The 25671-nt window shown below is 73.6% G+C and carries 23 protein-coding genes; 7 read left to right on the top strand and 16 right to left on the bottom strand.

All coding sequences use genetic code 11. The features are described from left to right. Positions 1-190: 190 nt before the first annotated feature. From ACFQS1_RS24720 to ACFQS1_RS24700, 5 genes are all read right to left on the bottom strand, one after another. Positions 191-394 carry a cold-shock protein gene (locus ACFQS1_RS24720; RefSeq protein ID WP_378972498.1) on the bottom strand — a complete coding sequence of 68 codons (204 nt, stop codon included), beginning with the start codon at positions 392-394 and terminating at the stop codon, positions 191-193. Positions 395-638: 244 nt separating this feature from the next. Then, on the bottom strand, positions 639-1571 hold the full coding sequence (locus ACFQS1_RS24715; RefSeq protein WP_378972496.1) for a hypothetical protein: 933 nt from the start codon (positions 1569-1571) through the stop codon (positions 639-641). A 122-nt stretch (positions 1572-1693) separates the two neighbouring features. Beyond that, positions 1694-3196 (bottom strand): FG-GAP repeat domain-containing protein, encoded by a 1503-nt coding sequence (locus ACFQS1_RS24710; protein WP_378972493.1) that lies wholly within the window; start codon positions 3194-3196, stop codon positions 1694-1696. A 95-nt stretch (positions 3197-3291) separates the two neighbouring features. After that, positions 3292-3930, bottom strand: a complete 639-nt coding sequence (locus tag ACFQS1_RS24705; RefSeq protein ID WP_378972490.1) for a response regulator — start codon at positions 3928-3930, stop codon at positions 3292-3294. Beyond that, positions 3927-5111, bottom strand: coding sequence for a sensor histidine kinase (locus tag ACFQS1_RS24700; RefSeq protein ID WP_378972488.1), 1185 nt, complete (start codon positions 5109-5111; stop codon positions 3927-3929). The genes ACFQS1_RS24705 and ACFQS1_RS24700 overlap by 4 nt, the downstream gene beginning before the upstream one ends. Before the next feature lie 152 nt (positions 5112-5263). Here ACFQS1_RS24700 and ACFQS1_RS24695 point away from each other — a divergent pair, with 152 nt between their 5' ends. The 4 genes from ACFQS1_RS24695 to ACFQS1_RS24680 all read left to right on the top strand — a co-directional run bounded on the left by ACFQS1_RS24695 (position 5264) and on the right by ACFQS1_RS24680 (position 10121). Continuing rightward, positions 5264-6028, top strand: coding sequence for an ABC transporter ATP-binding protein (locus ACFQS1_RS24695; protein ID WP_378972486.1), 765 nt, complete (start codon positions 5264-5266; stop codon positions 6026-6028). Next, positions 6025-8556 carry an FtsX-like permease family protein gene (locus ACFQS1_RS24690; RefSeq protein ID WP_378972484.1) on the top strand — a complete coding sequence of 844 codons (2532 nt, stop codon included), beginning with the start codon at positions 6025-6027 and terminating at the stop codon, positions 8554-8556. Before ACFQS1_RS24695 ends, ACFQS1_RS24690 begins: the two co-directional genes overlap by 4 nt. A gap of 62 nt (positions 8557-8618) precedes the next feature. Further along, positions 8619-9230, top strand: a complete 612-nt coding sequence (locus ACFQS1_RS24685) for a GNAT family N-acetyltransferase (RefSeq protein WP_378972482.1) — start codon at positions 8619-8621, stop codon at positions 9228-9230. 315 nt (positions 9231-9545) lie between these two features. Continuing rightward, positions 9546-10121 carry a hypothetical protein gene (locus ACFQS1_RS24680; protein WP_378972479.1) on the top strand — a complete coding sequence of 192 codons (576 nt, stop codon included), beginning with the start codon at positions 9546-9548 and terminating at the stop codon, positions 10119-10121. Positions 10122-10302: 181 nt separating this feature from the next. Here ACFQS1_RS24680 and ACFQS1_RS24675 read toward each other — a convergent pair whose 3' ends face one another. After that, complete coding sequence (locus ACFQS1_RS24675) at positions 10303-11067, bottom strand: DUF899 family protein (RefSeq protein WP_378972477.1); 765 nt, start codon at positions 11065-11067, stop codon at positions 10303-10305. A gap of 124 nt (positions 11068-11191) precedes the next feature. Here ACFQS1_RS24675 and ACFQS1_RS24670 point away from each other — a divergent pair, with 124 nt between their 5' ends. Further along, positions 11192-12022, top strand: a complete 831-nt coding sequence (locus ACFQS1_RS24670) for a methyltransferase domain-containing protein (protein ID WP_378972474.1) — start codon at positions 11192-11194, stop codon at positions 12020-12022. Here the strand turns inward: ACFQS1_RS24670 and ACFQS1_RS24665 are convergent. Next, positions 12008-12223: a hypothetical protein gene (locus tag ACFQS1_RS24665; RefSeq protein WP_378972471.1), complete on the bottom strand. Its 216-nt coding sequence runs from the start codon at positions 12221-12223 to the stop codon at positions 12008-12010. The genes ACFQS1_RS24670 and ACFQS1_RS24665 overlap by 15 nt on opposite strands. A 133-nt stretch (positions 12224-12356) precedes the next feature. On the opposite strand from ACFQS1_RS24665, the gene ACFQS1_RS24660 reads away from it, so the two are divergent. Continuing rightward, positions 12357-14606: an N-acetylmuramoyl-L-alanine amidase gene (locus tag ACFQS1_RS24660; RefSeq protein ID WP_378972469.1), complete on the top strand. Its 2250-nt coding sequence runs from the start codon at positions 12357-12359 to the stop codon at positions 14604-14606. A gap of 14 nt (positions 14607-14620) precedes the next feature. On the opposite strand, the gene ACFQS1_RS24655 is transcribed toward ACFQS1_RS24660, so the two are convergent. From ACFQS1_RS24655 to ACFQS1_RS24625, 7 genes are read right to left on the bottom strand one after another with little or no spacing between them, the layout of a single operon-like run. Further along, positions 14621-16621 carry a response regulator gene (locus ACFQS1_RS24655; protein ID WP_378972466.1) on the bottom strand — a complete coding sequence of 667 codons (2001 nt, stop codon included), beginning with the start codon at positions 16619-16621 and terminating at the stop codon, positions 14621-14623. Continuing rightward, positions 16618-17667, bottom strand: a complete 1050-nt coding sequence (cheB, locus tag ACFQS1_RS24650) for a chemotaxis-specific protein-glutamate methyltransferase CheB (protein WP_378972464.1) — start codon at positions 17665-17667, stop codon at positions 16618-16620. The genes ACFQS1_RS24655 and cheB overlap by 4 nt, the downstream gene beginning before the upstream one ends. Further along, on the bottom strand, positions 17667-19787 hold the full coding sequence (locus tag ACFQS1_RS24645; RefSeq protein ID WP_378972462.1) for a hybrid sensor histidine kinase/response regulator: 2121 nt from the start codon (positions 19785-19787) through the stop codon (positions 17667-17669). The genes cheB and ACFQS1_RS24645 overlap by 1 nt, the downstream gene beginning before the upstream one ends. A gap of 1 nt (position 19788) precedes the next feature. Then, entirely contained in the window at positions 19789-21258 is a 1470-nt protein-coding gene (locus tag ACFQS1_RS24640) for a methyl-accepting chemotaxis protein (protein WP_378972460.1), read from the bottom strand. Continuing rightward, a complete protein-coding gene (locus ACFQS1_RS24635; protein ID WP_378972458.1) occupies positions 21255-21869 on the bottom strand; it encodes a chemotaxis protein CheW in 615 nt (204 codons plus the stop codon). Before ACFQS1_RS24635 ends, ACFQS1_RS24640 begins: the two co-directional genes overlap by 4 nt. Next, a complete protein-coding gene (locus ACFQS1_RS24630; protein ID WP_378972456.1) occupies positions 21866-23254 on the bottom strand; it encodes a CheR family methyltransferase in 1389 nt (462 codons plus the stop codon). Before ACFQS1_RS24630 ends, ACFQS1_RS24635 begins: the two co-directional genes overlap by 4 nt. After that, positions 23251-23733: a chemotaxis protein CheW gene (locus ACFQS1_RS24625; protein WP_378972454.1), complete on the bottom strand. Its 483-nt coding sequence runs from the start codon at positions 23731-23733 to the stop codon at positions 23251-23253. The genes ACFQS1_RS24630 and ACFQS1_RS24625 overlap by 4 nt, the downstream gene beginning before the upstream one ends. Before the next feature lie 205 nt (positions 23734-23938). Here ACFQS1_RS24625 and ACFQS1_RS24620 point away from each other — a divergent pair, with 205 nt between their 5' ends. Then, positions 23939-24490: a hypothetical protein gene (locus ACFQS1_RS24620; RefSeq protein WP_378972452.1), complete on the top strand. Its 552-nt coding sequence runs from the start codon at positions 23939-23941 to the stop codon at positions 24488-24490. Positions 24491-24508: 18 nt separating this feature from the next. Here ACFQS1_RS24620 and ACFQS1_RS24615 read toward each other — a convergent pair whose 3' ends face one another. Together ACFQS1_RS24615 and ACFQS1_RS24610 are read right to left on the bottom strand one after the other, a co-directional pair. Beyond that, on the bottom strand, positions 24509-25042 hold the full coding sequence (locus tag ACFQS1_RS24615; protein ID WP_378972450.1) for a hypothetical protein: 534 nt from the start codon (positions 25040-25042) through the stop codon (positions 24509-24511). Beyond that, positions 25039-25638 (bottom strand): RNA polymerase sigma factor, encoded by a 600-nt coding sequence (locus tag ACFQS1_RS24610; protein WP_378972448.1) that lies wholly within the window; start codon positions 25636-25638, stop codon positions 25039-25041. Before ACFQS1_RS24610 ends, ACFQS1_RS24615 begins: the two co-directional genes overlap by 4 nt. Positions 25639-25671 lie beyond the last annotated feature (33 nt).

Genomic DNA, 25671 nt, shown 5'->3' with positions numbered 1-25671 from the left:
CGGGCGACCATCGGTCGGCGGGTGACCGCGGTGAACGCGCGGTGAGCGTCACCCGGCCGGCGGGCATGTAGCGGAGACGGCCGGGCGCGTCCCCGGGAGATCACGCGGATGTCGCGGATCTGCAACCGGCGGAGGCCCGGCCGTCACCCACGCCCGGCAGCGCCCTCACGGGAGTCGCCGGGCCGTTTTCTCAGAGCGGGCGGATGTTCTCCGCCTGGAGCCCCTTGGCGCCCTGCGCGACGTCGAACTCGACGCGCTGGTTTTCCTCGAGGGTGCGATACCCCGACGTCGCGATGGCGGAGAAGTGCGCGAAAACGTCACCGCTGCCGTCGTCCTGGGTGATGAAACCGAAACCCTTGTCCCCGTTGAACCATTTGACCGTACCGGTGGCCATGCCTTCTCCTGCCGAAATATGTGAGCCCCCGCACCGTGCGGAGACTCGGGCGCGGCATTGACCGCCCCGGAAGAGCAAAAAAGCCCGACGGGTGCGAAGACCCATCAGGCGTCAAGACGTCCAAGGAGACCAAAACAGCGACGATAACCTAGCACGAACAACCCACCTTCGTGGGGCACCGACCCGGCAATCACCGTTCGGCGCGAGAATCTCGCGCCGCCGCGCCGCGCCGGCAAGGTGTCGCTCAGGTCGCCGGGGGTGGTTTACGTCGCTGCTGCGGGCGGGGCTGGGCGGCCGGGCGCCGGTCGGGCCGCTGCCCGGGCGGGTACGAACGGGTGTTCCGCGCCTGCGGCGATGGCGGCGGCCCCGGCGACTTGGCATCCTCCGCCGTGGCCGATGACCCCGGCTGCGTGTCGCCCGTGGGCGGCTCCTGGCCCTCGGCGGCATTGCCGGCGGGCGTCGGTCCGTCGCCTTCGGATTCGCTTCCGGTCGGCTCGTCGCTCTCCGCGCCGGGCTGACGTGGCCGTCGGCCGCCCTGAGCCGGCCGTCCCGGCCGGTGTGGACGGCGGCTCGTGCCGGGGGAAGGCAGCCCGGCGGCCGGTGTGGTGTCGCCCGGTGTGGTGGTGTCTCCCGGTCTGAGGTTGGCCGGTGAAGTGTTGTCGCCCGGCAAGGCGTTGTCGCCCGGCGTGGTGCCCATGGTCGGTGTGGTGGTGTCGGCCGGCGTGGTGCGGTCGGCCGGTGTCGTGCGGTCGGCCGGTGATGCCGGATCGGCCGGGTGCTGTGCCGACAACGGCGGCCTCGGGTCGCCGGTCGGGCGGGGGCGCGGCCAGAAGCGCACCTCGAAGGTCGTCCGGCGCGGGCGGCGCCAGAGGAGCGGGACCCCGAACGGCACCACGACGGCGGCGACGATCAGCGCCGGCAGCCAGTAACGGATGCCGCCCGCGATGACCAGCCCGGCCAGCAGGACGGCCGAGACCAGGGCCATGCCCAGGTGGCGGCGCTGGCCGCTGCGGGCGGCGGCGGGCACGACGAAGACCACGTGCAGGGCGAGGAGGGCGGTGAGAAGGGCGCGGACCGCAAGGATGTCGCCGAGCCCGACCACGAGCAGGACGGCGACGAAGGCGACCGTCCAGTACCGGAAGGAGCCGCCCGGGAGCAGCAGAAAAGCGATGATCACCCAGATCGAGATGATCACCGTGGTGGCCGAATCGAATCCGTTGATATCCCAAGCGTAAGGGAGATCGCCAGAGCCCACATTCGCTGAGAAGGGGTAATCGTGTGCCACCCTGCCGCCGGGCGCTACACCCCGGACAGCACCCGTGCCTCGGTGCGGCCGGTCGCCGTGCCCGACTTCTGGACCACCACGAGGTCGAGTCGGCCGTCGCCGTTCCAGTCGGCGACCGAGAAGTCGCTGCGGCCGTCGGTCGGCCCGATCGCGGTGACGGTGGCCTTGCGCAGGTCGCGGGCGAAGCCGGCCGCGCCGTCCAGGACCCGGACCTCGGTCTTGCGGCTCCTGGTGCCCGACTTCCGCACGTCGACCAGGTCGAGTCGGCCGTCGCCGTTCCAGTCCGCCAGGGTCACCTCGTGCCGGGCGTCGATCTCGCCGAGCGCGGTCACCGAGTGTTGCAGCTCGCGCTGGAAGCCCGACGCGCCGTCCAGGATCTGGATCTCGGTCTTTCCGCTGGCCGTGTCGGACTTGTAGACCACGATCAGGTCGGGCACCTTGTCGGCGTTCACGTCGGCGACGACCATGTCGTGCCGGGCGTCGGTGGGCCAGAGCGCGGTGGCGGTCTGCACCAGGACGGTCTGGAAGCTGGTCGCTCCGTCGAGGATCCGCACCTCGGTGCGGCCGCTCGCGGTGCCCGACTTCTGGACCGCGACGAGGTCGAGGCGGCCGTCGCCGTTCCAGTCGGCCGTCGTGTACGCCTGCCGCCCGTCCGCCAGGCCCAGCGGCGTGGCGGTGCGCAGCAGCAGGCGCTGGAAGCTCGAGGCCGCGCCGGGGATGCTGGGCGTGCCGTCCAGGATCGAGACCTCGGTGCGGCCCGTGGTCGTCGCCGAGTGCTGCACCACCACCAGGTCGGGGCGGCGGTCGCCGTTCCAGTCGGCCACGCTGACGTCGTGCCGGTCGTCGGTCGCGCCCCACCCGGTGGCCGAGGCCATCAGCACCTTCTGGAACGGCCCGGCCGGCCGCCGTGCCGCCGCCGTTGTCGCCGCGGCGGCCGTCGTGGCCGTCTGCCGCCACAGGCTCGCCACGATGAGCTGGGCGTCGCGCGTCTCCGGCGCGTACGCCTCGGGGTAGGCCGACCCCTGCACGCGCTGGCAGATCTGCCCGATGTCGCCGCCCATCCAGCCGTCGCCGGTGTGCTTGCGGATCATCGCGCTGAGGAACGCCTGGGTGGCGTAGCGCGGATCGGTCAGCTCGCCGGGCTGGCCCCAGCCCTTGGACGGCCGCTGCTGGAACAGCCCCAGGCTGTCGTGGTCGACCGCGACCGTGTAGTTGTGCAGGGTGCTCTCGGCGATGGCCGTGGTGACCGCGATCTCGGCGGCCCGCTGGTTGAGCCCGCGCGCCTGCACGTTCGCCACGATCGCGCGGGCGCAGGAGATGTGGTAGCCGGTCACCGAGCGGCCCAGCCGTGCGCCGGTCATCGACGGCCGCAGGTCGCGGGCGAGCTGGTTGTCGGCGGTCGTCGGCCCGCCGGGCTGGCACGGCGCGAAGGGGATCGCCGCCCGCGCCGGGGACGCCACGGCAAGCACGCCGGTCACGAGCGTCGCGACGATGAGCATCGCGGCCCTGCGTGGCATAGAGGAACCCCCCGAGCGGACAACCGGCCACCTTGAACCTGCCATACGCCCGGCGGCTCCGGAAGACGCGATCGGCTGACAGCTGGCTGAGAAAGTCACCCGACGAGGCGGCGCTCCCAGGCCCAGGCCGCGATCTCCACCCGGCCGCGCGCCCCCAGCTTGGTCTGCACGCTGCCGAGATGGGTCTTCACCGTGCCGATCGAGATGAACAGCTCGGCGGCGATCTCGGCGTTGGTCAGCCCGCGCGCCACCAGCTTGACCACGTCCAGCTCGCGCGGCGACAGCCCGCCGTCGTCGGTCACCGGCTTGGGCAGCGAGAGGTGCTCGAGCAGGCGCACGGTGATCTTCGGGCTGATCAGGGCGTCGCCGGACACCGCGGCCCGTACCGCCTCGACCAGCAGGGCCGGCCCGGAGTCCTTGAGCAGGAACCCGGCCGCGCCGTTGCGCAGCGCCTGGTGCACGTACTCGTCCAGGTCGAATGTGGTCACCACGACCACCTTGACCGGGTCGGCGACGCCGGGGCCGGCCAGCAGCCGCAGCGCCTCGAGACCGTCCATCTTGGGCATCCGGATGTCGAGCAGGGCCACGTCGGGCTTGAGCTTGCGGGCCAGCGCCACCGCCTCGACGCCGTCGGCCGCCTCGCCGACGACCTCCATGTCCGGCTGCGCGCCGATGATCATGCCGAAACCGGTGCGGACCATCGCCTGGTCGTCGGCGATCAGCACCTTTATCACTGGTCCACCTTCACGTTGAGCGGGAACGCGGCGTCGACCACCCAGCCGCCCTCGATCCCGGGCCCGGCCGAGATGCGGCCGCCGACCGCGCGGACCCGTTCGGTCAGGCCCACGAGACCGTACCCCGACCGCTCCCGGGGACCGGCCGGACGTGCCGTGCCGTCGTTGGCCACCCGCACCAGCAACCACTCCGGCGTGCGCCGCACCCACACGTCGGCCACCCGGGCGCCGGCCGCGTGCTGCCGGACGTTGGTCAGCGCCTCCATCACCACCCGGTACGCCGAGGTCGACACCTCCACCGGGATCCCGTCGACCGTCCCGTCCAGGTGCAGCCGGCCGATCGGGCCGCCGGCCGCGGTGAACTGCTCGAGCAGCGGCCCGAGGTCGTGCACGCCGGCGACCGGGGCCAGCGGGGCGTCCGGCTTCGACGAGGGGTCGCGCAGCACGCCGACCATCCGGCGCATCGACGCCATCGTCTCGGCGCCGGCCTGCTCGATCTGGTCGAGCGCCTTGAGCACGCGCTGCGGGTCCTGCTCGGCGATGAACTTGGCGCCCTGCGCCTGCACCACGATGCCGGTGACGTGGTGGGCGATGAAGTCGTGCAGGTCGCGCGCGAACTCGGCGCGCTGCTCCGCGCGTACGGCGTCAACTGCTCGCTGCCGGGAGCTCTCCACCAGGCGCAAGTAGACGCCCAGGCCGGTGGCCGCGGCCGCGGCCAGCGCCTGGACCAGCCCGAAGATCACGAACGACGCGTCCTGGCCGCCGCGCAGCGGCAGGAAGCTCACCGCCGCGCCCGCGCTGATCACCGCGGCCACCGCCCAGCCCGGCTGGGCCCGGCGCGCCACCACGAACAGCACGCCGAGCAGGGCCAGCGACTCGGCCAGGCCCCAGCTGCCGTAGTCCGGGCGGGAGAACGCCACGAGGAAGGTGACCACGATCGACGTGAGGCTCAGCCAGATCGTCGCCTTCGCCAGCGACACCGAGTTCTGCCGGTGGGCGGGCAGCCAGATCGCGGCCGCGCCGATCGCCAGCAGGATCCGGACCAGGCCCATGATCTCCCAGCCGGACTGGGTCAGCAGGCGGCCCTGCGCCACGTCGAACAGGCCGAGGAAGGCGAGCATGAGAAACGCGCCCACCTGGCCGAGGCGGAGCAGGATGGTCCGGTTCGGGTTGTTCTCCATCGTGACCCAGCGTAATGGCAGGTCAGGCGACCCCCATCGGCCGAAAGACAGATCCGCGAACCGGGGAGATCCCTGACCGGCGGCCGATGCGCCGCCCACCCGTCCGCACCCAGACTTCCACCCGTCCAAGAAGTCATCGGAGTGGAGTGACGATGCAGACCCAGTACCCACCGGCCGCGCAGGACGCCCTCGCGGCGGTCGCGGCCGTCGACCTGGTCAAGGTCTACGGCACCGGCGACACGGCCGTACGCGCGCTGGACGGGGTGACCGTCGGCTTCACCCGGGCTCAGTTCACCGCGATCATGGGCCCGTCCGGCTCCGGCAAGTCGACGCTGATGCACTGCCTGGCCGGCCTCGACACGGCCACCTCGGGCCAGGCGCTGCTCGGCGGTACCGACCTGACCCGGCAGAGCGACCGGGTGCTCACCAAGGTGCGCCGCGAGCGGATCGGCTTCATCTTCCAGTCGTTCAACCTGCTGCCGCAGCTCACCGCCGAGCAGAACATCCTGCTCCCGCTGGAACTGGCCGGCCGCAAGCCGGACCGGCACCTGTTCGCCCACCTCGCCGAGTCGCTCGGCATCACCGGCCGGCTCAGCCACCGGCCCAGCGAGCTCTCCGGCGGCCAGCAGCAACGGGTCGCGGTGGCCCGCGCGCTGGTCTCCCGCCCCGAGGTGGTCTTCGCCGACGAGCCGACCGGCAACCTGGACTCCCGCTCCGGCGCCGAGGTGCTGCTGTTCCTGCGCAACTCGGTGCGCGAGCTCGGCCAGACCGTGGTCATGGTCACCCACGACCCGGGCGCCGCCGCGTACGCCGACCGGGTGGTGCTGCTCGCCGACGGCAAGGTCGCCGGCGAGATCGAGCACCCCGACCACGCGTCGGTCACCGAGGCCCTGCGGTCCCTGGCGGCGCAGCGGTGAACGCGGTCCTTCGCACCCAGCTGCGCGGCGTCGCCCGGCGTCCGGCCCGGCTGCTGCTGACCGGCCTCGCCGTGCTGGTCGCGTCGTTCGTCGTCTACGCCACCGTGCTCGCCCAGCAGATCACCGAGCGCAGCGTGCTCGACGGCCTCAGCGGCACGCCCGAGGCGGTCGACCTGGTGGTCCGCAACGGCACCATCACCACCGCGGAGCTGGCCGCGATCGGCAAGATCCCGGGGGTGGCCGAGACCGCCGGGCGGATCGACGCCGGCGGCCAGATCGGCAACGAGTACCTGCAGATCGCCGCTGACTCCTCGGCCGGGCCGCTCGCGGTCACCCGGCTCTCGTCCGGTCGGCTGCCGGCCGGGCCGACCGAGATCGCGGTCAGCCCGCGCACGGTCGAGCGGCTCGGGCTCAAGGTGGGCTCGACCGCGCGGGTCACGCTCCGCTACGACCAGGACGGAAAACCCCTGGCGCCGACGCCGCTCACGGTGGTCGGTGTGGTCACGGGCCGCGATGACTACGGTTTCCAGGCGTACGCGTCAATGCCCGCCGTCGCCGCGATGACCGGTTCGGATCAGCTCACCCAGATCGACCTGCGGCTGGCCGCGGGGGCCGACGCGGCCGCCGTACGCGATCAGATCGAAACCGTCGTCGCCCGCGGAACCACCGAAGTGAAGGACGGCGAGCGACCGCAGATCGCGGCCGGGCGCGACGTGCGTCTCGAGGAGGCCCGCCGCGCCGCGAACGACGTGGACAGCGTCTTCGAGGTGATCGGCCTGTTCGTGGCCATCGCCGTGGTCGCCGCCGGGCTCGTCGCGGCCTCGACCTTCCGGATCGTGTTCGCCCAGCGCATGCGGCAGCTGGCGTTGCTGCGCGCGGTCGGCGCGGGCCGGGGCGGCATCACCTGGTCGCTGGCCTTCGAGGGCATCCTGACCGGGCTCGCCACCGGCCTGACCGGCGTGCTGCTCGCGCTGGGCGCCGGCCATCTGGTGCCGCGGATCGCCGCGGCCCTCGGGACGGACATCGCCTCGCCCGGGCTGCCACTCGGGCCGGCCCTGCTGACCGTGCTGCTCGCGGTCGTCGTGACGGTCGTCGCGGTGGTCGCGCCGGCCTTCACCGCCGGCAAGGTGTCGCCGCTGGAGGCGCTGCGCGGCGCCGGGGTCACCGGCAGCCGGCGCGACATCGGCAAGCTCCGCTGGGTGGCCGGCGTGCTGCTGGTGATCGGGGCCGCGCTGCTCGCCGCCTTCGTGATCCGCGGCCTGCCCGGGCGCGACCCCAAGGACTACGACCCGAGCGTCAACCTGCTCGCGATCGTGGCCTCGGGCGGGCTCGCCTACCTGGCGCTGATCGCGCTCGGGCCGGTGCTGGTGCGGCCGGTCCTGTTCGTGCTGGGCGCGCCGATCCGCCGGTCCGGGCCGGTCGGCCGGCTCGCCGCCGGGGGAGTGGGCGGCGCGCCCCGCCGGGCCGCGGCGGTCTCGGTCGTGGTCGCGCTCGGGGTCACGCTGATCGCCGGGACGCTGGTCGGCGGCGCGTCGATCCGGATCCTCGCCGAGCGGGAGAGCAACTCGTCGTCGCCGGCCGACTTCGAGCTGACCACCAACGACACGCCGATCGGCGCGGACACGGTGAAGCAGCTGTCCGGGCGGCCGGAGCTGTCGCACGTGGCGCCCTACCGCCGGCTCACGGTGCAGGTCGCCGGGAACGAGAGCGAGCTGGAGGCCGTGGACGTGTCGTTCGCGGCGGTGCCGCGGCTGGGCAAGCTCGACGTGGTGGGCGGGTCGCTGGGTGACCTGGGTCCGGGCAAGGTCGTCATCTCCGGGTACACGTCGGACATCACCGGCCTCTCGGTCGGCGATGCGCTGACCGTCGCCGACGGCAAGCGCACGCTGCCGCTGACGGTGGCCGCCAAACTGCCCGACTCGGCGCCGCTGGGCGCGGCCATGGTCCTCGACCCCGGCGACCTCACCAAGCTCGGCGCGCCCGCCACCTACAACGGACTGCTCGCCGACGCCGCGGTCTCGGGGGAGCAGGGCCGTACCGACGCGCGGAAGGCGCTCAGCGACGCCGTCGGCGGCCGGCCGTGGGCCATCACGGTCCTGGCCGACCAGCGCGACGAGATCGACAGCCAGCTGACCATCCTGCTGGCGATCGCCCTCGGCCTGATCGGCCTGACGGTGCTCATCGCGGTCGTCGGCGTCGGCACCACCACGGCGCTGTCGGTCGTCGAGCGGGTCCGCGAGTCCGGCCTGCTGCGGGCGGTCGGCCTTTCCCGGGGCGCGCTGCGGGCCATGCTCACCACCGAGTCCGCCCTGTACGGGGTGATCGGCGCGGGCCTCGGCCTGGTGCTCGGCGTCCCGTACGCGTGGCTGGCCGTCCAGGCGCTGGGCGTCAACGCCCCGCTCACCCTGCCCATCGGCCAGCTCGCGCTGGTCTTCGCGATCCTCGTGCTGCTCACCGCGGCCGCCGGGATCCTGCCCGCCCGGCGGGCCGCGAAGGTCAGCCCGGTCGCCGCCCTGGGCGCGGAGTAGGACCCCGATCGCCGGCTGCCTTTCTTGCCCCCGGCGGCCGGCGATCGGCTATACACGCTTGCATGTGGCCACTCTTCGATCTGCGGATCCGCCATCGCGACGTGCTGCTGCGAGCCGTGCGCGAGGCGGATCTGCCACACCTGTGCACGGTGTTGCCGCCCGATGTGGGGCACGACCCGCGGCTGGCGCTCTTCCCCGGGCAGTCGCTGATCGAGAACGAGCGGCGGCTGCTGCGGATGGGCTATTGGAAGGCCTGGGGCACGTGGGACCCGCTGTCGTGGGTGCTGCACCTGGCGGTGGTCGTCGACGACACGGTGGTCGGCGTGCAGACCCTCGAAGGCGACAACTTCCCGGCGCTGCGCACGGTGGACTCGGCATCATGGCTGGTCCCGCCCGCGCGCGGACGGGGGCTGGGCGTGCGGATGCGTACGGCCGCCTTGGGTTTCGCCTTCGACACCCTCGGCGCGACGGCGGCGATCAGCTCGGCCACCCTCGCGAACGCCGCGTCGTTGGGGGTTTCCCGGCGCATCGGCTACGCCGACAACGGAATCAGCCGCATCGTCGACACCGGCGGGGAGGTGGTCGAGCTGCAGCACTTGCGGCTGACGACCTGGCCGGGCGCGGACGTGACGGTGACCGGTTTCGAGGGATGCGAGCCGTGGTTCGGCATCTGAGGCGGCCGCCCGGCTTTTCGCCCCACCCGTTCCCCGTTCCCCGTTCCTCGTTCCTCGTTCCCCGTTCCCCGTTCCCCGTTCTTCTCCGCTTCGGCGATCCGGCCCCCGCGTATTCAGAAATCGTATTTCGGTCGGCGCGAGGTGTCTGCCGATGTGAATGAACCTGGGAATGCCGGGCGGAGTGCTTTGGTGGCCCAGGATTGGTCTGCAGGCCGGCCCATCTCGCTGTGCCCGGGGTGAATTCTCTTTCCTGGTTTGATCGCGCCTGGACGAATCCCGGGCGTGTGGACGGCTGGCATCGGGGTTGGCAACGGCATGGGTACCGGCGCCGGCACCGGCGTTCGGACTGGCACCGGCGTTCGCGCTGCTGGCACCGGCATTCGCGGTGGCGCCCGCATCCGCGGTGGCGCCCGCATCCGCGCTGGCGCCCGCATCCGCGCTGGCGCCCGCATCCGCGCTGGCGCCCGCATCCGCGCTGGCGCCCGCATCCGCGCTGGCGCCCGCATCCGCGCTGGCGCTGGCATCCGCGCCGGCACCCGCATCCGCGCCGGGATCCCCGCTGGCATCGGCACCGGCGTTTGCGCGGGCAGGAGCATCGGTGCCGGCCGCAGTATCGGCCCCGCCGGGCGTGGCGGGCGATGGCGGACGCACGCAGGTCGCGTCGTCGGGCCAGATCAGCGGCGCCGCGGCTTCGGTGTGATCGTGCAGGCCCAGCTCGGCGCACTCGCGAGTGCAGCCCCGGGTGCGGCACAGCTTCGCCGCGTGCCGCCGGGCAAGGCCCCAGCGTCGCCGGCGCGCGTGGTCGCGGCGGAATTCCTCTTTCGCCGGAGAATAGTTGCGCGCTCGGGTGCGGTCGCGCATCACGGCCATTGCCGTCCGGCTGAAGAATGATAGCTGTTGGCACCGCATGGATACATTCTCCCGCACCCCGCATAGGCCCGGCCAATTTAGGATCATGCCAATTTGCGGAATCCTCGAGCCCGTACCGGAAATAACGCCAGCGATGAGCCCCCTGCCTCCCTGGATCGGAACATCGGAGCACGGGGGTCTCGCCAATGGGGACCTGTTCGGGTCAGTGGTGTGCGCCGGTTCGGCCGAGGGTGGTCTCCGGTGTGGCTCCGGGGCGGGTCCACTGCGGCGCCGGGCGGCTCGTCGGGCCCCACACGGGCTTGCCGTCCACGTCCGTGCGCCAGTACCAGCACGGCTGTTCGCCCTCGGGCCACCCCGCCGGGGTGTCCTGCCAAGCCTCGCCCCGGCCGTACGGCGTCATGTCGAGCAGGGCGAACGACCCGCTGGCCGCCTCGGTGCCCCGGTCGGTCGTCCGGTAGGTGAGGAACACGCGCTCGCCGTCGCGCAGGAAGCAACTGAAGTAGCCCATGTCGCCGCCGATCGGCTCCGGCGCATCGCGTACCGAATACCACGGCTGGGTGTAGCCCATGAAATCGACGAACCGGGCCACCTCGTCCCACCGGCCGGGGGTGAGCACGGCGAAGGACACCCCGCGGGCGTTGAGGTAGCTCGCGTCCCGCAGGTGCCAGGCGGCCACCGTGCAGCCCTCGCATTGCCCCTGATGCGGCGCCCCGTCGTGCCACATGTGCTGGTAGACCAGCAGCTCGTCGCGGCCCTGGAACAGCTCCCGGAACGGCACCGGACCGTCCGGGCCGACGACCTCCGCGCCCCCGTCGATCTCGACCATGGGCAGCCGGCGCCGGGCCGCGGCGATCGCGTCGCCCTCGCGGGTGTGCGCCTTCTCCCGGATCAGCAGCTCGTCGCGGGCCGCCTGCCAGGTGTCCAGGTCGACGATCGGCGGCCGCCCGGAAAGTTCGTTCGTGGTCATCGCTGACTCCCTTCTCTGCCGAGACGTCGATGCTGCCGCCCCGGCTTCGACATGATGACGAAAAGCGACCATGATTCCGGACAGCCGAAGGCGGATGTAGCCGCCGGAAGGAGACCGCAGAGCAATGACCTCCGACCGCGGATACCTGCTGGACAACGCGCGCGCCGAGGCGGGCGAGCGATTCGGGTGGCTGGCCGAGCTGTTCGACGGCGTGACGCGCGGGCACCTCGATCGGCTCGGGGTCGGGCCCGGCTCGCGCTGCTGGGAGGTGGGCGCCGGCGGCCCCAGCATCCCGGCGGCGCTTGCGGCCGCGGTCGGTCCGGGCGGATGTGTGCTGGCCACGGACATCGACCCGTCCTGGCTGAGGACCGGCGACGGGTACGAGGTGCGCCGGCACGACGTCGTCGCCGATCCGCCTCCGGAGCCGGGGACCTTCGATCTGGTGCACGCCCGGCTGGTCCTGGTCCATCTGCCCGACCGGGCTCGGGCGCTGGCCACGATGGCGGCGGCGCTGCGGCCCGGCGGCTGGCTGCTGGTCGAGGACGCCGACACCGCCCTGCAACCGCTGGCCTGCATGGACGACAGCGGCCCGGCGCAACGGCGGGCCAACCGGCTGCGCGACGCGTTCCGGGAGCTGCTCACCCGACGGGGCGCGGACCTGCGCTTCGGCCGGACGCTGCCGCGGGCGTTGCGGGCGGCCGGCTTGACCGAGGTCGGCGCGGCGGGCTTCTTCCCGGTGGGCGGGCCGGCCTGCGACCGGCTGGAAGCGGCGACCATCCGGCACGTACGCGGCGAACTGCTCGCGGCCGGGCTGGCCGACGACGCCGAGCTCGACGCCCACCTGGCCGCCCTCCACGCCGGCGAGCTCGACCTGACGCTCGCGCCGCTGATCTCCGCCTGGGGCCGCCGTCCGGCGGAGCCCCCTCCGGCGGCCGGCGAGTCAACCACGCGGTGACCGCGGGCGCCCGGAACGGTCTCGCCACTCGGCGACGCGGCACGCGACCGCACCCAGGAGCAGGCCGGCCAGGCCACACAGGAACGCCGTGCCGATGGCCGAGTCGTTCGCCTCGTACCCGCCGGCCCCGAACCAGCCCCAGGCGCCACCCGCGACCGCGCCCACGATCAGGCCGGCCACCGGCCACACCGTCCGCCGCATCCCCTCATCGTTGCCGGTCGGCGCCCGGCTCGCGACCCCACGGTCAGGCTGTCCTTGATTTGCCCGGCGAACCCCGGGGTGGCCCATAGATCGACTTCCCGCTACTCTTCGCCCGGCTGCGGAGGGGGACGGCGTGCATCGGCGTTGGGCTATCGGGATCGGCGCGAGCCTGGCGGTGCTCGCCGCGGGCGGCGCCACGGCGGTGCTGGCCTGGCCGGCGGACGTGCCGGAGGCGGCGGTGGGAGTGACCGAGCTGGCGCCCGACCCGAACCCGCCGGCGCCCGAGATCGAGGCGAAGTTCGACGCGCTCGACATCGCGCCCGCCGACGACAAGGCCGAGTCGGTGGACGTCCCGGAGCGGACCACCAAACGGTTCAGCCTGCTCGGCATCAGCTGGACCGATCCCAAGTCGGCGCCGCGCGGCGCCGTTCAGGTCCGCACGCACAGCGTCGCCACCGGCAAGTGGACCGCCTGGCAGACCCTGGCGAAGGGTGAGGCCGGCGCCGACAACGGTGGCCGCGGCGCCACCGAGCCGCTGTGGGTCGGCCCCTCGGACGGGGTGGCGGCCCGGATCGCCGGCGGCGGGCTGCCCCGGGGGCTGCGGCTCGACCTGGTCGACCCGGGTCAGAAGGGTGGCCGCGGCGGCGGCGAGCCGGACCCGAGCGCGCCGGCCACGGAAGGCCCGGAGGAAACGCCGAGCCCGGACGCAACGCCGAGCCCGGACGAAACGCCGAGCCCGGAGGCCACGCCGAGCCCGGAGGCAACCAGCCCGGAAGGCACCGAGCCAACGCCGGCCGAGACGCCCACGGTCACGACACCGGCCACGACACCAGCGACGACGGCGCCGGCGACCGTGCTGCCCACGCCCACCTCGACCGCGCCGCTGGCCACCCCGCTGCCGAGCTACGTCAGCCGCGCCCAGTGGTCGGCCGACGAGCGCCTGGTCACCGACCCGATCAGCGTCGCCTCCGAGGTGCGGGTGCTCTTCGTGCACCACACCGCCGAGTCCAACAGCTACTCGTGCGCGGACTCGCCGGCGATCGTGCGGGCGATCCAGAGCTATCACGTGAAGAGCAACGGCTGGTCGGACATCGGCTACAACTTCCTGGTCGACAAGTGCGGCACCCTGTTCGAGGGCCGCAAGGGCGGCGTCACCAAGGCGGTCATCGGCGCGCACACGTACGGCTTCAACACCAACTCGGCCGGCATCGCGGTGCTCGGCAACTACAGCACCGCGGCGTCGCCGGGCCCGGCCGAGCTGACCATCGCGCAGGTGGCCGCGGCCCGGCTGGGCGCGTACGGCCACAATCCGAACACGACCGCGCAGCTCACCGAGGGCGCGCCGGACGGCAAGTTCAAGCCGGGCCAGGTCGTCACGTTCCAGCGGGTCTCCGGTCACCGCGACGGGGTCAGCACCGAGTGCCCGGGCAACAACCTCTACGCCCGTCTCCCGTCGATCCGGGCGCTCGCCCTCACCATGGTTTCCGGCCTGACGGCCCGGACTTTCGGTGGCGGCACGGCGGTGAGCGGCGTCTATTACACGCGTACGGCGGTGACGGTCAACTGGCAGCTCGGAACCCCGTCGGAGTATCTGGCGCGGTTCGACGTGCTCGTCGACGGCAAGGTGGCCAAGACCGCGCCGCCCACCGCCCGCAGCGCCCCGCTCACGTTGGCGCCGGGAACGCATTCGGTCGCGATCCGGGCCGTACACCTGTCGGGCGCGACCGTGACGACCGGCGCGACCAAGGTGATCGCCGATGTCACCGCGCCCACCTTGGTCGCGCCGGCGGTGACCCTGCGCGGCGGCACCTACAGCACCACCTACGCCCCGGTGACGGTCGCCTACCGCGCCGCCGACAACGTGAAAGTTTCCGCGCTCGCTTTCACCGCGCCCGCGAAAGTTACCGTCTCGCCGACCTCGACGACGTGGCAAACGGGCCTGCGTCCGGGCACGGCGACCAACGTCACGCTGACCGCGAAGGATTACTCGGGCAACGCCCGCACGGCCACCGTGCAGCGCAAGGTCAAGCTCATCGCCGAGACCTCCGCGAAGCGCACCGGCAAGTGGACCACGCGTAGGGGCTCGGCCTATCTGAGCGGCAAGGCGTTGGCGGCGACAAAGGCCAAGACCAAGCTTTCGTACGCCTTCACCGGCCGGTCCGCGGCCCTGCTGTTCTCGCGGGGCGCCAAGACCGGAAAAGCCTATGTCTACCTGGACGGCAAGAAGGTCGCCACGATCGACACCAGGAGGTCGGCCACGGCCTACCGGCAGGCCCTCTGGACCCGCACGCTCAGCCCGGGCAAGCACACCGTCGTGGTCGTGGTGGCCGGCACCGGCGGCCGCCCCACGGTCGTCTCGGACGGGCTCGCCTACATCCCCTGACGCCGCACAGGCGGTCAGCCGTGCCGGCGGGCCGGCCCGCGCCGGTCCGCCGCCGGCGCGGCCGTGCCGGTGGCCGCCGGCGGCAGGGTGAACCAGAAGGTCGCCCCGCTGCCGTTCTCGCCCTCGGCCCAGATCTCCCCGCCGTGCCGCTCGACCGCCCGGTGCACCGTGGTCAGCCCGATCCCCGTGCCCGGGAACTCGTCGGCGCTGTGCAGCCGCGCGAACGGCCGGAACAGCTCGCCCGCCTTCCCGGCCGGGAAGCCGGCGCCGTTGTCCCGCACGTAGAACCGGTCGCCCGACGCCCCGATCTCGACGACCGGCGCCTCGACCTTGCCGGTGAACTTGACCGCGTTGTTGACCAGGTTCTCCAGGATCACCCGGACCAGGCCCTCGTCGGCGTCCGCGGTCATCCCCGGCTGCACGTGGAACGCCACCTTGCGCCCGGAGTCGCGCGCCTGGATCTCGCCGATCACCTGCCAGGCGATCGACGTCAGGTCGAACGACTCGCGCCGCAGCTGCCCGCGGCTGGCCCGGGCCAGGATCAGCAGCGACTCCACCAGGTCGGCCATCCGCTCGGCCGCCGCCTGGATCCGGCCGAGCCGGCGGCGCGCCTCGGGGCTGAGCGGGTCGTCCTCGTCCTCGAGCATGTGCTCGGCGAAGCTGCTGATCACCTGCAGCGGCCCGCGCAGGTCGTGCGAGACCGAGCCGGAGAACGCCTCCAGCTCGCGGTTGCGCCACTCCAGCTCCTCGACCAGCGCGGCCCGGGTCTCGGCCAGCTGCCGGGCCGCGCGCTCCTCCGCCGCGTCCAGCTCGCGGCGCATCAGCTCCTCGCGGATGCGGCGGCTTTCGTCCTGGGACTGCTTGCGCCGGATCTGCGTGCGGACGTGCGCCCGCAACGCCTCCGGCCCCGACCCGGAGCGGACGTAGTCGTCGGCGCCCGCCGCCAGGCAGGCGAGCATGTCGTCGTCGTTCGCGCCGGTCATCACGACGGGCGTCTCGCCGATCACCGGCACTTCCTTGATCCGGCGGCACGTGTCCCGCCCCCGGTCGCCGCCGAGCCCGAGCCCGAGCACGATGCAGTCGACCGGCTGCGCGGCGAGCAGGTCGAGCGCGTCCTCGATGCGCGTCACCGGCACCACGTCGTAGCCCTCGGCCCGCAGCGACTCGGCCAGCGCGGCCAGCCCCTCCCGGTCCGGGGTCAGCGCCAGCACCTTGCTCGGCCCGTGCAGGCTGCCGGTCACCTCGATCGGCAGCTGGTCGGCGCTCTGCCGCAGCACCGCGTTGAGCTTGGCCGGCACGATCGCCAGGTTCTGCTGCTTGCGCACGAACGCGTCCGCGCCGGCGTCGAGCATCTGCAGCTCGGTGGCGTAGTCGTCGGCCGCCGTCATCAGGATGCACGGGATGTCGCGCAGCGCCGGGTCGAGCCGCACCCGGCGGATCACCGTGGCGCCGTCGATGCCGGGCATCACCCCGTCCACCACGATGGCCTGCGGGCGGCGGTCGGCGGCGATGCGCAGCCCCTCCTCGCCCGAGGGCGCGGTCAGCACCGAGTAGCCCTCCGGCTCGAGCAGGTCGCGCAGCTGCTCGCGGAAGGTCATGCTGTCGTCGATCACCAGCACGGTGATCCGGTCCTCGGCGACGGTGGGCGCCTCGCCGAGCAGCTGCTGGACCCGGGCCACCACGTACCCGGCGTCGTACGGCTTGCCTACGTACTCGTCGGCGCCGACGCGCAGCCCGGCCAGCCGCGACGCCACCTCGTCCTCGGTGGACAGCAGCACGGTGACCACGCCGGCCCGGTCCGGCATGCGGCGCAGCTCGGTCAGCAGCTCCAGCCCGTCCGTGTCGGGCAGCAGCACGTCGAGCACCGCCACGTCGAAGCCGCCGCCGGCGAACGCCACCCGCGCCTCCCCGCCGGTGGCGCACAGGATCGTGGCGAAGCCGGCCGCGGTGAACGCGTCGTGCAGGTTCATCCGCACGGTCAGGCTGTCGTCGACGATCAGCACGTGATGGCTCATCGGCGGCTCCCGACCGGCTGGAGCTCGGCCAGCCTGGTGGCGATCCGGGCCGGGGGCAGCACGTACGAGGCGGCGCCCAGCAGCGCCGCCTCGCGGGGCATGCCGTACACCACGCAGGTCGCCTCGTCCTGGGCGAACGTGACCGCGCCGCGCATGCGCATCGCCAGCAGCCCGTCGGCGCCGTCCCGGCCCATCCCGGTGAGCAGGCAGCCGGCCGCGGCCGGCCCGAGCTCGGCGGCCACCGACTCGAACAGCACGTCCACCGAGGGCCGGCAGGAGTGCCGGGGCGGCAGATCGCTCAGCCGCAGCAGGCCGTCGCGGACCAGCAGGTGCCGGTCGGGCGGCGCGAGCACCACCCGGCCGGCGACCGCCTCGATCGGCGTCCAGTCCCGGGCGTAGCTGACGTCGCGCCCGGTCTGCCCGGCCAGCCAGTCGGAGAACGCCACCGCGAACGGCTCGCTCGCCGCGATGTGCTGCACGCACAGCACCGGCGGGCGGAAGCCGAGGGGCAATGTGCGCAACAGCTCGGTGAGCGCGCGCGGCCCGCCGGTGGAGGCGCCGACCGTCACCACACGCGGGACGCCGGCGGCCGGGGCGGGGAAGGGCTCCGGCGCGGCGCGCCGGCCGTCCAGCCGGGCGCGCGGATGGGTGATCACCCGGATCCGGGACACCAGGCGTACGGCGGCGCAGAGCCGCCGCCCCCAGTCGGCGTCGCTCGCGTCCCCCCGGGGCTTCTCCAGCACGTCGACCGCCCCGGCGGCGAGCGCGTTGTACGTGCTGAACAGCTCCTGCCGGTCGGCCGAGGAGACGACCAGGATCGGCGTCGGGTGCTCGGCCATGATGTGCTCGGTGGCGACCAGCCCGCTCACGGTCGGCAGCATCATGTCCATGGTCACGACGTCCGGCCGCAACCGGCGCACCATCTCGACCGCCTGGCCACCGTCGGTGGCCTCGCCGACGATCTGCAGCACGGGGTCGGCGGCCAGGGATTCGCGCAGGTGGTGGCGCATCGTGGCGGAGTCCTCGACCAGCAGGACGCGGATCATCAGAGGATCAGCCTCCGGATGTGCGCGAGCAGGTCCTCCTGGTTGAACTCGCCCTTCACCACGTACGCGGCCGCGCCCGCCTCCTCGCCGCGCCGCCGGTCGTCGGCCGAGGACCGGGAGCTGACCAGGATCGCGGGCACCGCGGCCAGCTCCGGATCGGCCCGGGCCCGCTCGACGAACTCGAACCCGTTCATGCCCGGCATGTCGATGTCGGTGAGGAACAGCCCGTACTCGCGGCTGTGCGCCATCTCGAGGCCCTCCTCGGCCGAGGCGGCCAGCTCGACCTCGTAGCCGGCCGACTCGAGGATGCTGCGCTCGAGCATCCGGGTGGTCAGCGAGTCGTCGACCACCAGGATCGGCCGCCGCGGCGTGACCTCCTCGGCCGGCCGGCCGCCGATGCCGGGGTCGTCGCGGGCCGCCGCGACCAGGCCGTGCGGATCCAGCACCAGCCGCGGGTTGCCGTCCAGGTCGATGCAGACGCTGCCGATCACCGGCGTGGCCGGGGCGAGGTCCGGCAGCGGCCGGGCGACCAGCGTGGCGGTGCCGGCCAGCCGGTCCACGCCGACCGCGACGGTCTGCTTGTCGGCGGAGAGGACCACCGCCACGCCCGATCCGGCTCCGGCTCCGGCCCCGGCTCCGGCCTGGTCGGCGCCCGCGCCGGCGAGCGTGCGGGCGAGCGGCAGGAACGGCACGACCTGGCCCTCGTGCGCGATCCGCCCGCTGGCGACCGCGGTGGCGGCCTCGTCGCGGGGCAGTCGCACGCAGCGCCGCACGGCGTCCATCGGCATCGTCGCGATGGTGCCGCCGGCCTCGACGACCAGCCCGTTCATGCTCAGCAGGGTCAGCGGCACCACGATCTCGACGGTCGCGCCCCGGCCCGACTGGTTGACGATCGACACCGTCCCGTGGAGCTGGGCGGCCACGTCCCGGGCCACGTCCATGCCGATGCCGCGGCCGGCCACCTCGGTCACCGTGCCGGAGGTGCTGATCCCGCCGTGCAGCACCAGGTCCACCAGCTCCTGCGGCTCCGGCTCGGCGCCGGGCGGGAGCAGGCCGCGGGCCTCGGCGACGCGGCGCAGCGCCGTCAGATCGAAGCCGCGGCCGTCGTCCGTACACCGGAAATGCGCCCACCGGCCGCGCCGGCGCACCTCGACGGTGACCGAGCCCTCGGCCGGTTTTCCGGCCGCCCGCCGGTCCTCCTCGAGCTCGATGCCGTGCACCACCGCGTTGCGGACCACGTGCAGGAACGCGCCGCTGACCTGGTTGAGCAGGTGCGGGCCCATCCGGGTGTCGGCGCCGTGCGCGACGAAGCGCACCCGCTTGCCCTCGGCCTCGGCGGCGTCGTGCACCGCGCGGTGCAGGGCCGTGAAGATCGTGCCGGCCGCCACCAGGCGCAGCCCCTCGGCGCGGCCGCGCACCTCGTCGAACTGGCGCTCCACCTGATCGACCGCGTCGGTCCAGCGGCGGCCGAGCACGCCCAGCTCGGAGGCGAGGCGCTGGGCGGTGGCGCGGGCCTCGGCCGGGTCGCGGCCCGCGCGCAGCCGTTCGCCGAGGGCCTCGACGCCGCGGTGGAGCCGGCCCAGGGTGTCGCGGCCGTCGCGCAGCGGGGCGATGCGGGCGTTGGCCTCGCCGATCGCGTCGAGCAACTCGTCCAGGTCGGCGGTGACCGCTCGCGGGGTGGGCGCGTCGTCCTCGTGCGCCCGGGCCGGCCCCTCGGCGCCGACCGGCTCGGCCGACCCGGGTGCCGGCCCCGGCCCCGGCGCCGGGTCCAGCCCGGCGGCTCGCGGCGGGGGCTGCGGCGCGGGCTGCTCCAGCTCGGTGACGAAGCGGGCGATCTCGTCGTTGAGCCGCAGCAGCTCGCGCACCTCCGCGGCGGCGATCGGGCCCGCGTCGCCGCGGTGCGGGACGAGGACCTCCTCGAACTCGTGCGCCCGGTCGGCGATCTCGGTCTGCTTCACCACCCGCGCCGCGCCCTTGAGCGTGTGCGCGAACCGCAGCAGCCGCGCGACCAGGTCCGGCCCGCTCTGCTGGTCCAGGTCGAGCACCGCCGCGCTGATCTGGTCGACCAGCTCGCGCGCCTCGATCCGGAAGTAGCGCAGCGGATCCTGGGCCTCGGCCATCTCAGTGCCGCCCGGTGCCGACCAGGTCGAGCAGGTCACCGGAGAGCGTGCTCAGGTGGGCCGCGGTCTGCTTGGTCTGCACCGCGCTGGCCTCGGTCTCCCGGCTCGCGCGGGCCGTGTCCGAGGCCGCCGAGCTGACCTGTTCCACCGCCGTGGTCTGCTGTTTGGTGGACAGCTCGATCTCCCGGGTGGCGTCGCTGGTGGTCGCCACGAGCTGCGCGATGCGCCGGAACGAGCTGGTCGCGTCGTCGAACTGCCGCGAGCCGGTGTCCACCGCCTTGGCGCCGATCTCGGTCGCCATCACGGTGGTGTTCACCGCCCCGCGCACGTCCTCGATCAACGCCCGGATCTCCTTGGCCGACCCGGCGGTCCGGTCGGCGAGCTTGCGGATCTCCTCGGCCACCACCGCGAAGCGCCGTCCCCACTCGCCGGCCCCGCTCGCCTCGATGGTCGCGTTGATCGCCAGGATGTTGGTCTGCTCGGCCAGCTCCGACACCAGGTCGACGACCACCCCGATCTGCTGCGACTTCTCGCCGAGCGCCAGCATGTGCTGCACGATCTGGTCGACCTGGGCCCGGATCGCGTTGATCGAGGCCCGGGTCTCGTCGATGGTGGCGTCGCCGTTGCGGGCCGCCTCGGCGGTGTCCTCGGCGACCTTGGAGACCCGCTGGGCGCTTTCCGCGATCTGCCGCGACGTGATCAGCAGCTCGCTGATCGTGGTAGTGATCTCGTTCATCGCGCTGGACTGGTCGCGCCCACCGGAGGCCTGCTGGGCCGCGGCCGCCTCGAGCTCCGCCGACGAGCTCTGGATGTGCCCGACCGCGGCGCCCACCTCGCGGCGCAGGTCGCGGCTGAGCCGCCAGGCCACCCCGGCCGAGCCGGCGATCAGCAGCGCGCCGATCCCGATGATCAGGATGATCGACCACATGGCCCGGGTCGACGACTCCTCGCGGGTGTCGTCGACGACCTTCTTGAGCCGGGTGACCAGGTTGACGATCGCGTTCTGGATCGTCTCGCGGGACTGCCGGACTCCCTCGGTGTTCAGGTCGCGCACGTCGATCGTCCGGGGCAGCTTCGCGCGCTGGGCCATCACGTCGTCGATCACCTTGGCGTGCGTGGCCTCGGCGGCGGTGACCGCGTCCAGCAGCTTGATCGCGGCGGGATCCTCGAGCGCGGCGCGCACCCGGTTGATCTGCTGCAGGAAGTTGGCCCGGTCCCGATCCACGTTGGTGCGCGCCTCCGGGCTGCCGGACAGCAGGTAGGAGCGGTAGTCGGCGATCCGCCGCTCCATCAGCGCGTTCAGCGTCTGCGCCTCGACCAGGCTGGTCGAGGCGATCCGGATCACCTTGTCCTTGGTGACCAGCACGTATCGCAGCGCGAGGACCGAGGTGGCGGTCATGATCAAAGTCAGCGCCAGGGTGAGGCCGAACCCGGCCGCGAGCTTGGCGCCGAAGGTACGTCCTGCCATCATCGTGCGACCTCCTCGGTGGTGTGCCCGGCCTCGATGGTGTGCCCGGCCAGCGCGTGCACCACGGCCCGGGTCGCCGGCACGTCGACGAGCGGCCGGGCGAGGCCGTCCAGGCCGACCATGCCGCGCAGGCAGCCGCGCCGGCCGGCGGCCGCGTCCTCGGCGACGATCGCGTCGGCCGCCACCCGCACGTGCCCGTCCAGCTCGTGGAAGGCCAGGCCCAGCGGCGGCGTGCCGAGCGGGAGCACCAGCCAGCGCGGGCGGCCGGCGACCGGATGGCCGAGCAGCGCGGCGAGGTCGTAGACCGGGACGACGGTGCCGGCGAAGCCGGCCAGGCCCAGCAGCGACGGCACCGAGCCGGGCAGTGGGGTGACCGGCCGGTCCGGGTGCAGGCCCTGGGTCTGGGCGAGGCGCAGCGCGTACGGGTGGCCGCCGGCCCGGATCGCCAGCAGCTCGACGTGCTCCTCGTCGTGCCGGCGCACCGGCTCGGCGAACGAGTGGTCGAACTCGTGCCGCAGCCGTGCCATCCGGGTCACCACGTCGGCGTCGGTGGTCACCGCGGTGCGGTCCAGGCTGGTCGTCATCGCCCGGGCTCGGTCCTGGGAGGTCGTCATCGCGGCACCCCGCAGGCGTCCAGCTCGGCGCGGCAGAGCACGGCCAGCGCCATCCGCCCGAACCCGCCGCCGAACAGCAGGATGCGCAGGTCGTCCTCGCCGGCCAGCAGGGCCCGCGCGCGCTCCAGCTCGCCGGCCGCGATCCGTTCGTCGCCCCGGCTGCGCGCCAGTTGCCCGAGTCGCAGCCGGGGCAGGGCGAAAACCGGGTCCAGGTACGCCGCCAGGCGGTACTGCCGGAGTGCCTTCTCGACCTCGCCCGACCCCTCCAGGCAGAGTCCGTGCAGCTGGCGCGCGTCCGCGTTGAGGCTGTCGTCCTCGGTGAGCCGCCGGGCCGTGTGCAGGGCCTCGTCGAGCCGTCCGGACAGGGCGAGCAGCACGCCGCGCAGCAGCCGGTCGCGGGGCCGTTCCGGCTCGGGCGGCCGCTGGTCGAGCAGCGCGAGGGCGTCATTGAACCGCTCCTCGCCGAGCAGGAAGACCGCCCTGTGGTAGGTCTGGTCGGGCGCCGGGGCGGGCTCCCGCCGGGCGGTCGCGGGCCGCTGGGCCGGGGGCGCCCCGGCCGGCGCGCCGGCGGGCCGGCGGTAGTAGAACGCGTTGTGGGTGTGCCGCAGCTCCAGCCCGTCCGGGCCGGAGCCGAGCGAGTCGGTGTGGCCGAGGAACAGGTAGCCGCCCGGGGCGAGCGCCGCCGACATCCGGTCGATCAGCGCGGCCGCGACCTCGGGGGCGAGGTACATGAGCAGGTTGCGGCAGAAGATCACGTCGTACTGGCCGGGCCGCCACAGCTCCTCGTCCGGGTCGGCGACGTTGTAGCGGCGGAACTGCGTGATCCGGGCGGCCTCGCCGGCCACCCGGTAGCCGGCCCCGTCCTGGTGGAACCAGCGGGCGCGTACGTCGTCCGGGGTTTCCCGCAGCGACCACGCGGAATAGCGGTTCGCCGCCGCCAGCTCCAGCATCACCGGATTGACGTCCACCCCGATGACGCTCGGCAGCCAGTCCCCGCCGGGCGCCGCCGTGCGGGCGGTGATCGCGAGGCTGTACGCCTCCTCGCCCGACGAGCAGCCCACCGACAGCAGCCGCAGGGCGCGCTGGCCCGCCCGGGCCGCGATCCGGTCCGGCAGCGCCTCCTCGCGCAGCGCCTGGAACTGCTCGCCGTGCCGGAAGAAGTAGGTCTCGGTGATGCTCAGCCGCTCGACCAGCTCGGTGAGCTCGTCGGCCCACGGGCGGGCGGCCAGCCGGTTGAGGTAGTCGCCGCGGCCCATCCGGCGGGCCCGGGCCCGCTCGTCGAGCAGCGGCGCCAGCTGCCCCGCGTCGCGGTCGGTGAACGTCCAGCCGAACAGCCGGCCGAGCAGCTCCCGGAACCGGGTGATCTCCGCGCCGGCGGCGGTCACGGCACGCCCGCGGCGGCCGCCGCTTCCCACACCTCGTCGGGCACCGCCCGCATGCTCTGCACCAGCAGCAGCGGCTCCGCCCCGATCGTGCCCACCCCGGCCACCAGGCGGCCGGCCGCGCCGCCGAGCAGCGCCGGGTGGCCGCCCGCCTCGTCGGCGTCGACGGCGCGGATGCCGAGCACCGGGCCGGTGGCCATGGCGACCGCGCCCCGCTCGGTGCGAACGGTGACATAGCGCTGCGGGTCCTCGCAGCGCCCGCCGCCGAGCAGGCGGCACAGGTCGATCACCGGCGTGGGTACCCCGCGCAGCACGCTGATGCCCAGCACGAAGGGCGGGGTGCCGGCCAGCGGCAGCGTCTCCATCGGCCGCATGGTCTCGATGACCTCGTCCAGCCGCAGCGCGCACAACAGTGGCCCGGCACGAAACACGAGCGCCGTGATGGTGGCCTCGACCGCCGGCGCCTGTCCGTATTGCCGCACTAGACCAGATTAGCCAGACTTCGAGGCTTCCATCCGGCTAAGGCAAGGTTCTCTCGCTTTCCAGGCCCGCCGGAAACCGCCCATACGGCACGGCCGGGCGGTTCCCGCTCGGGATCTGACATTTCTGTTATGGGTTGACTACAGGGCGTACATGGGACACAGTGGACAGCGCATCGATCTACGTGAATCAGAATCGGGGGGAACGATGTCATCGCTCCGCAAGATCTGCGCGCTCTCGTCCGCTCTTGTTCTCGCCGCGGCCTTCCTCGGCTCCGCCCCGGCCCAGGCCGCTCCGGCAGCGCCGGCCACCGGGCGGCATTGCGTCGCCGAGGCCGGCACGCCCACCACGGCGCCCGGCGCGCCGACCTGCTTCGCCACCTTCCCCGAGGCGATCTCGTTCGCCACCCACGGCGCGGTCAAGCTGCCGGCCGGCGCCACCGCGCTGACCACCAGCCAGCTCAAGTCGGCGGCCCTGGCCACGACTGTGCTCGGCGTGTCGTACTGGAACACCGGCTACAGCGGCTCCAGCTACACCCACATCGGCTCCGGCGGGTGCGACACCAGCAGCGACATCGACTACTACTTCCAGTTCCCGGCGGACTGGAACGACAAGGCGGGCTCCGGCCGCGAGTACGGCCTGTGCGACGCCACGTACTGGGACAACGGGCACGGCACGTACGGCTCGGGCGCCTCGGTCGCGGCCGACTGGTCCGGCGGCGCGATGAACGACCACGCCACCTTCATCGACTGGCGCTGACCCGCCGAGCCGCGCCGGTCATTCCTGGAGGCGGGGGAGTCCCAGCCGGGCGCACGTCCGCTCGTCGCCCGGCAGCACCGCGGCGACCCCGTTGTCCAGGGTGCAGGCGACCAGCGCGGGCACCGGGTGGTCGGCGCTCTTGCCGGCCGGCAGGCCCACCTCCTTGGAGCCCGCGGTCAGCAGGCCCTGGCGCCACAGCGCCGCGCAGATCTCGACCGCGGCCTCGGCCTTGCGCTGCCCGGCGGCCGGCACCGCCTGCCCCACGGTGGTGCCGTAGAAGTCGTGGTCGCCGCCTTTCAGCGACGCCCTGGTGTAGCAGCGGGTCTGGTCGGCCACCGGGACCGTGGCCGGCTTGAGCGCCACATAGGCCGCCGCCGCCCCGCCGAACATCAGCACGGAAGCGCCCGCCGCCACCACCACCAGCCGGTACGTCACCCGCCGCGACCGGGGCGCGAGGGACGCCGCCGCGTGCCGCTCGAGAGCCTCGCGGCGCAGCTGCGCGTGCGCGGCCGGCATCTTCCGTTCCGGCGGGAGCTCGGCCAGATCGATCATCGGGTCGCTCCTTCGTCGCAGGGGGAGAGCCGCACCGGCGCCCGCCCCGCGGGGAAGGCGCTCTCGAGCCGCTTGCGGGCGCGGGCCAGCCGGGACCGGACGGTGCCGATCGGGATGTCCAGGGCCGTCGCCGCCTCCGCGTACGACAGCCCGGACATCAGCACCATGGCCACGACGTCCTGCTCGCCGCGGTTGAGCCGGGACAGCTCGCGCAGGACCGCGCGCATCCGGCTCTCGTCGTCCAGCCGCTGCGCGACGTCGTCGGCCGGATCGGGCTCGGCGGACGGCGGCGGGATCCGGAACAGCGCCGCGTCGTAGCGACGCCGCGCGCGGTGCAGGTTGCGCACCACGTTGTTGGCCACCCCGAGGAGCCACGGCACCAGTGACCCCTCGAAGTGGACCGCCCGGTCCCGCTGCCGCCACATCTCCAGGAACACCAGCGAGGTGGCGTCCTCGGCCGCGCTCCACGACCCCAGCCGGCGAAAGCAGTGGTTGTAGACCACGGTCGCGTGCCGGCGGAAGAGTTGCCCGAACGCGTCCCCGCGCCCCTCCACGGCGAGCGCGAGAAGGTCGACGTCTCGCAGGCTCTCGTCCATCGCCGGCTCCATACCCTGTCCATGTCCGCGGCC

The organism is Paractinoplanes rhizophilus, from assembly GCF_042664765.1.
Lineage (GTDB): Bacteria > Actinomycetota > Actinomycetes > Mycobacteriales > Micromonosporaceae > Actinoplanes > Actinoplanes rhizophilus.
Note: the sequence above shows the minus strand (reverse complement) of the source record. Positions and strands in the feature narration are given on the sequence as shown.

Excerpts from the sequence above, each read along its gene's own strand:
- ACFQS1_RS24720 (WP_378972498.1), bottom strand. The coding sequence starts at position 394 with ATGGCCACCGGTACGGTCAAATGGTTCAACGGGGACAAGGGTTTCGGT.
- ACFQS1_RS24710 (WP_378972493.1), bottom strand. The coding sequence starts at position 3,196 with ATGCCACGCAGGGCCGCGATGCTCATCGTCGCGACGCTCGTGACCGGC.
- ACFQS1_RS24700 (WP_378972488.1), bottom strand. The coding sequence starts at position 5,111 with ATGGAGAACAACCCGAACCGGACCATCCTGCTCCGCCTCGGCCAGGTG.
- ACFQS1_RS24695 (WP_378972486.1), top strand. The coding sequence starts at position 5,264 with ATGCAGACCCAGTACCCACCGGCCGCGCAGGACGCCCTCGCGGCGGTC.
- ACFQS1_RS24685 (WP_378972482.1), top strand. The coding sequence starts at position 8,619 with ATGTGGCCACTCTTCGATCTGCGGATCCGCCATCGCGACGTGCTGCTG.
- ACFQS1_RS24680 (WP_378972479.1), top strand. The coding sequence starts at position 9,546 with ATGGGTACCGGCGCCGGCACCGGCGTTCGGACTGGCACCGGCGTTCGC.
- ACFQS1_RS24675 (WP_378972477.1), bottom strand. The coding sequence starts at position 11,067 with ATGACCACGAACGAACTTTCCGGGCGGCCGCCGATCGTCGACCTGGAC.
- ACFQS1_RS24670 (WP_378972474.1), top strand. The coding sequence starts at position 11,192 with ATGACCTCCGACCGCGGATACCTGCTGGACAACGCGCGCGCCGAGGCG.
- ACFQS1_RS24665 (WP_378972471.1), bottom strand. The coding sequence starts at position 12,223 with ATGCGGCGGACGGTGTGGCCGGTGGCCGGCCTGATCGTGGGCGCGGTC.
- ACFQS1_RS24655 (WP_378972466.1), bottom strand. The coding sequence starts at position 16,621 with ATGAGCCATCACGTGCTGATCGTCGACGACAGCCTGACCGTGCGGATG.
- cheB (WP_378972464.1), bottom strand. The coding sequence starts at position 17,667 with ATGATCCGCGTCCTGCTGGTCGAGGACTCCGCCACGATGCGCCACCAC.
- ACFQS1_RS24645 (WP_378972462.1), bottom strand. The coding sequence starts at position 19,787 with ATGGCCGAGGCCCAGGATCCGCTGCGCTACTTCCGGATCGAGGCGCGC.
- ACFQS1_RS24640 (WP_378972460.1), bottom strand. The coding sequence starts at position 21,258 with ATGATGGCAGGACGTACCTTCGGCGCCAAGCTCGCGGCCGGGTTCGGC.
- ACFQS1_RS24635 (WP_378972458.1), bottom strand. The coding sequence starts at position 21,869 with ATGACGACCTCCCAGGACCGAGCCCGGGCGATGACGACCAGCCTGGAC.
- ACFQS1_RS24620 (WP_378972452.1), top strand. The coding sequence starts at position 23,939 with ATGTCATCGCTCCGCAAGATCTGCGCGCTCTCGTCCGCTCTTGTTCTC.
- ACFQS1_RS24615 (WP_378972450.1), bottom strand. The coding sequence starts at position 25,042 with ATGATCGATCTGGCCGAGCTCCCGCCGGAACGGAAGATGCCGGCCGCG.
- ACFQS1_RS24610 (WP_378972448.1), bottom strand. The coding sequence starts at position 25,638 with ATGGACGAGAGCCTGCGAGACGTCGACCTTCTCGCGCTCGCCGTGGAG.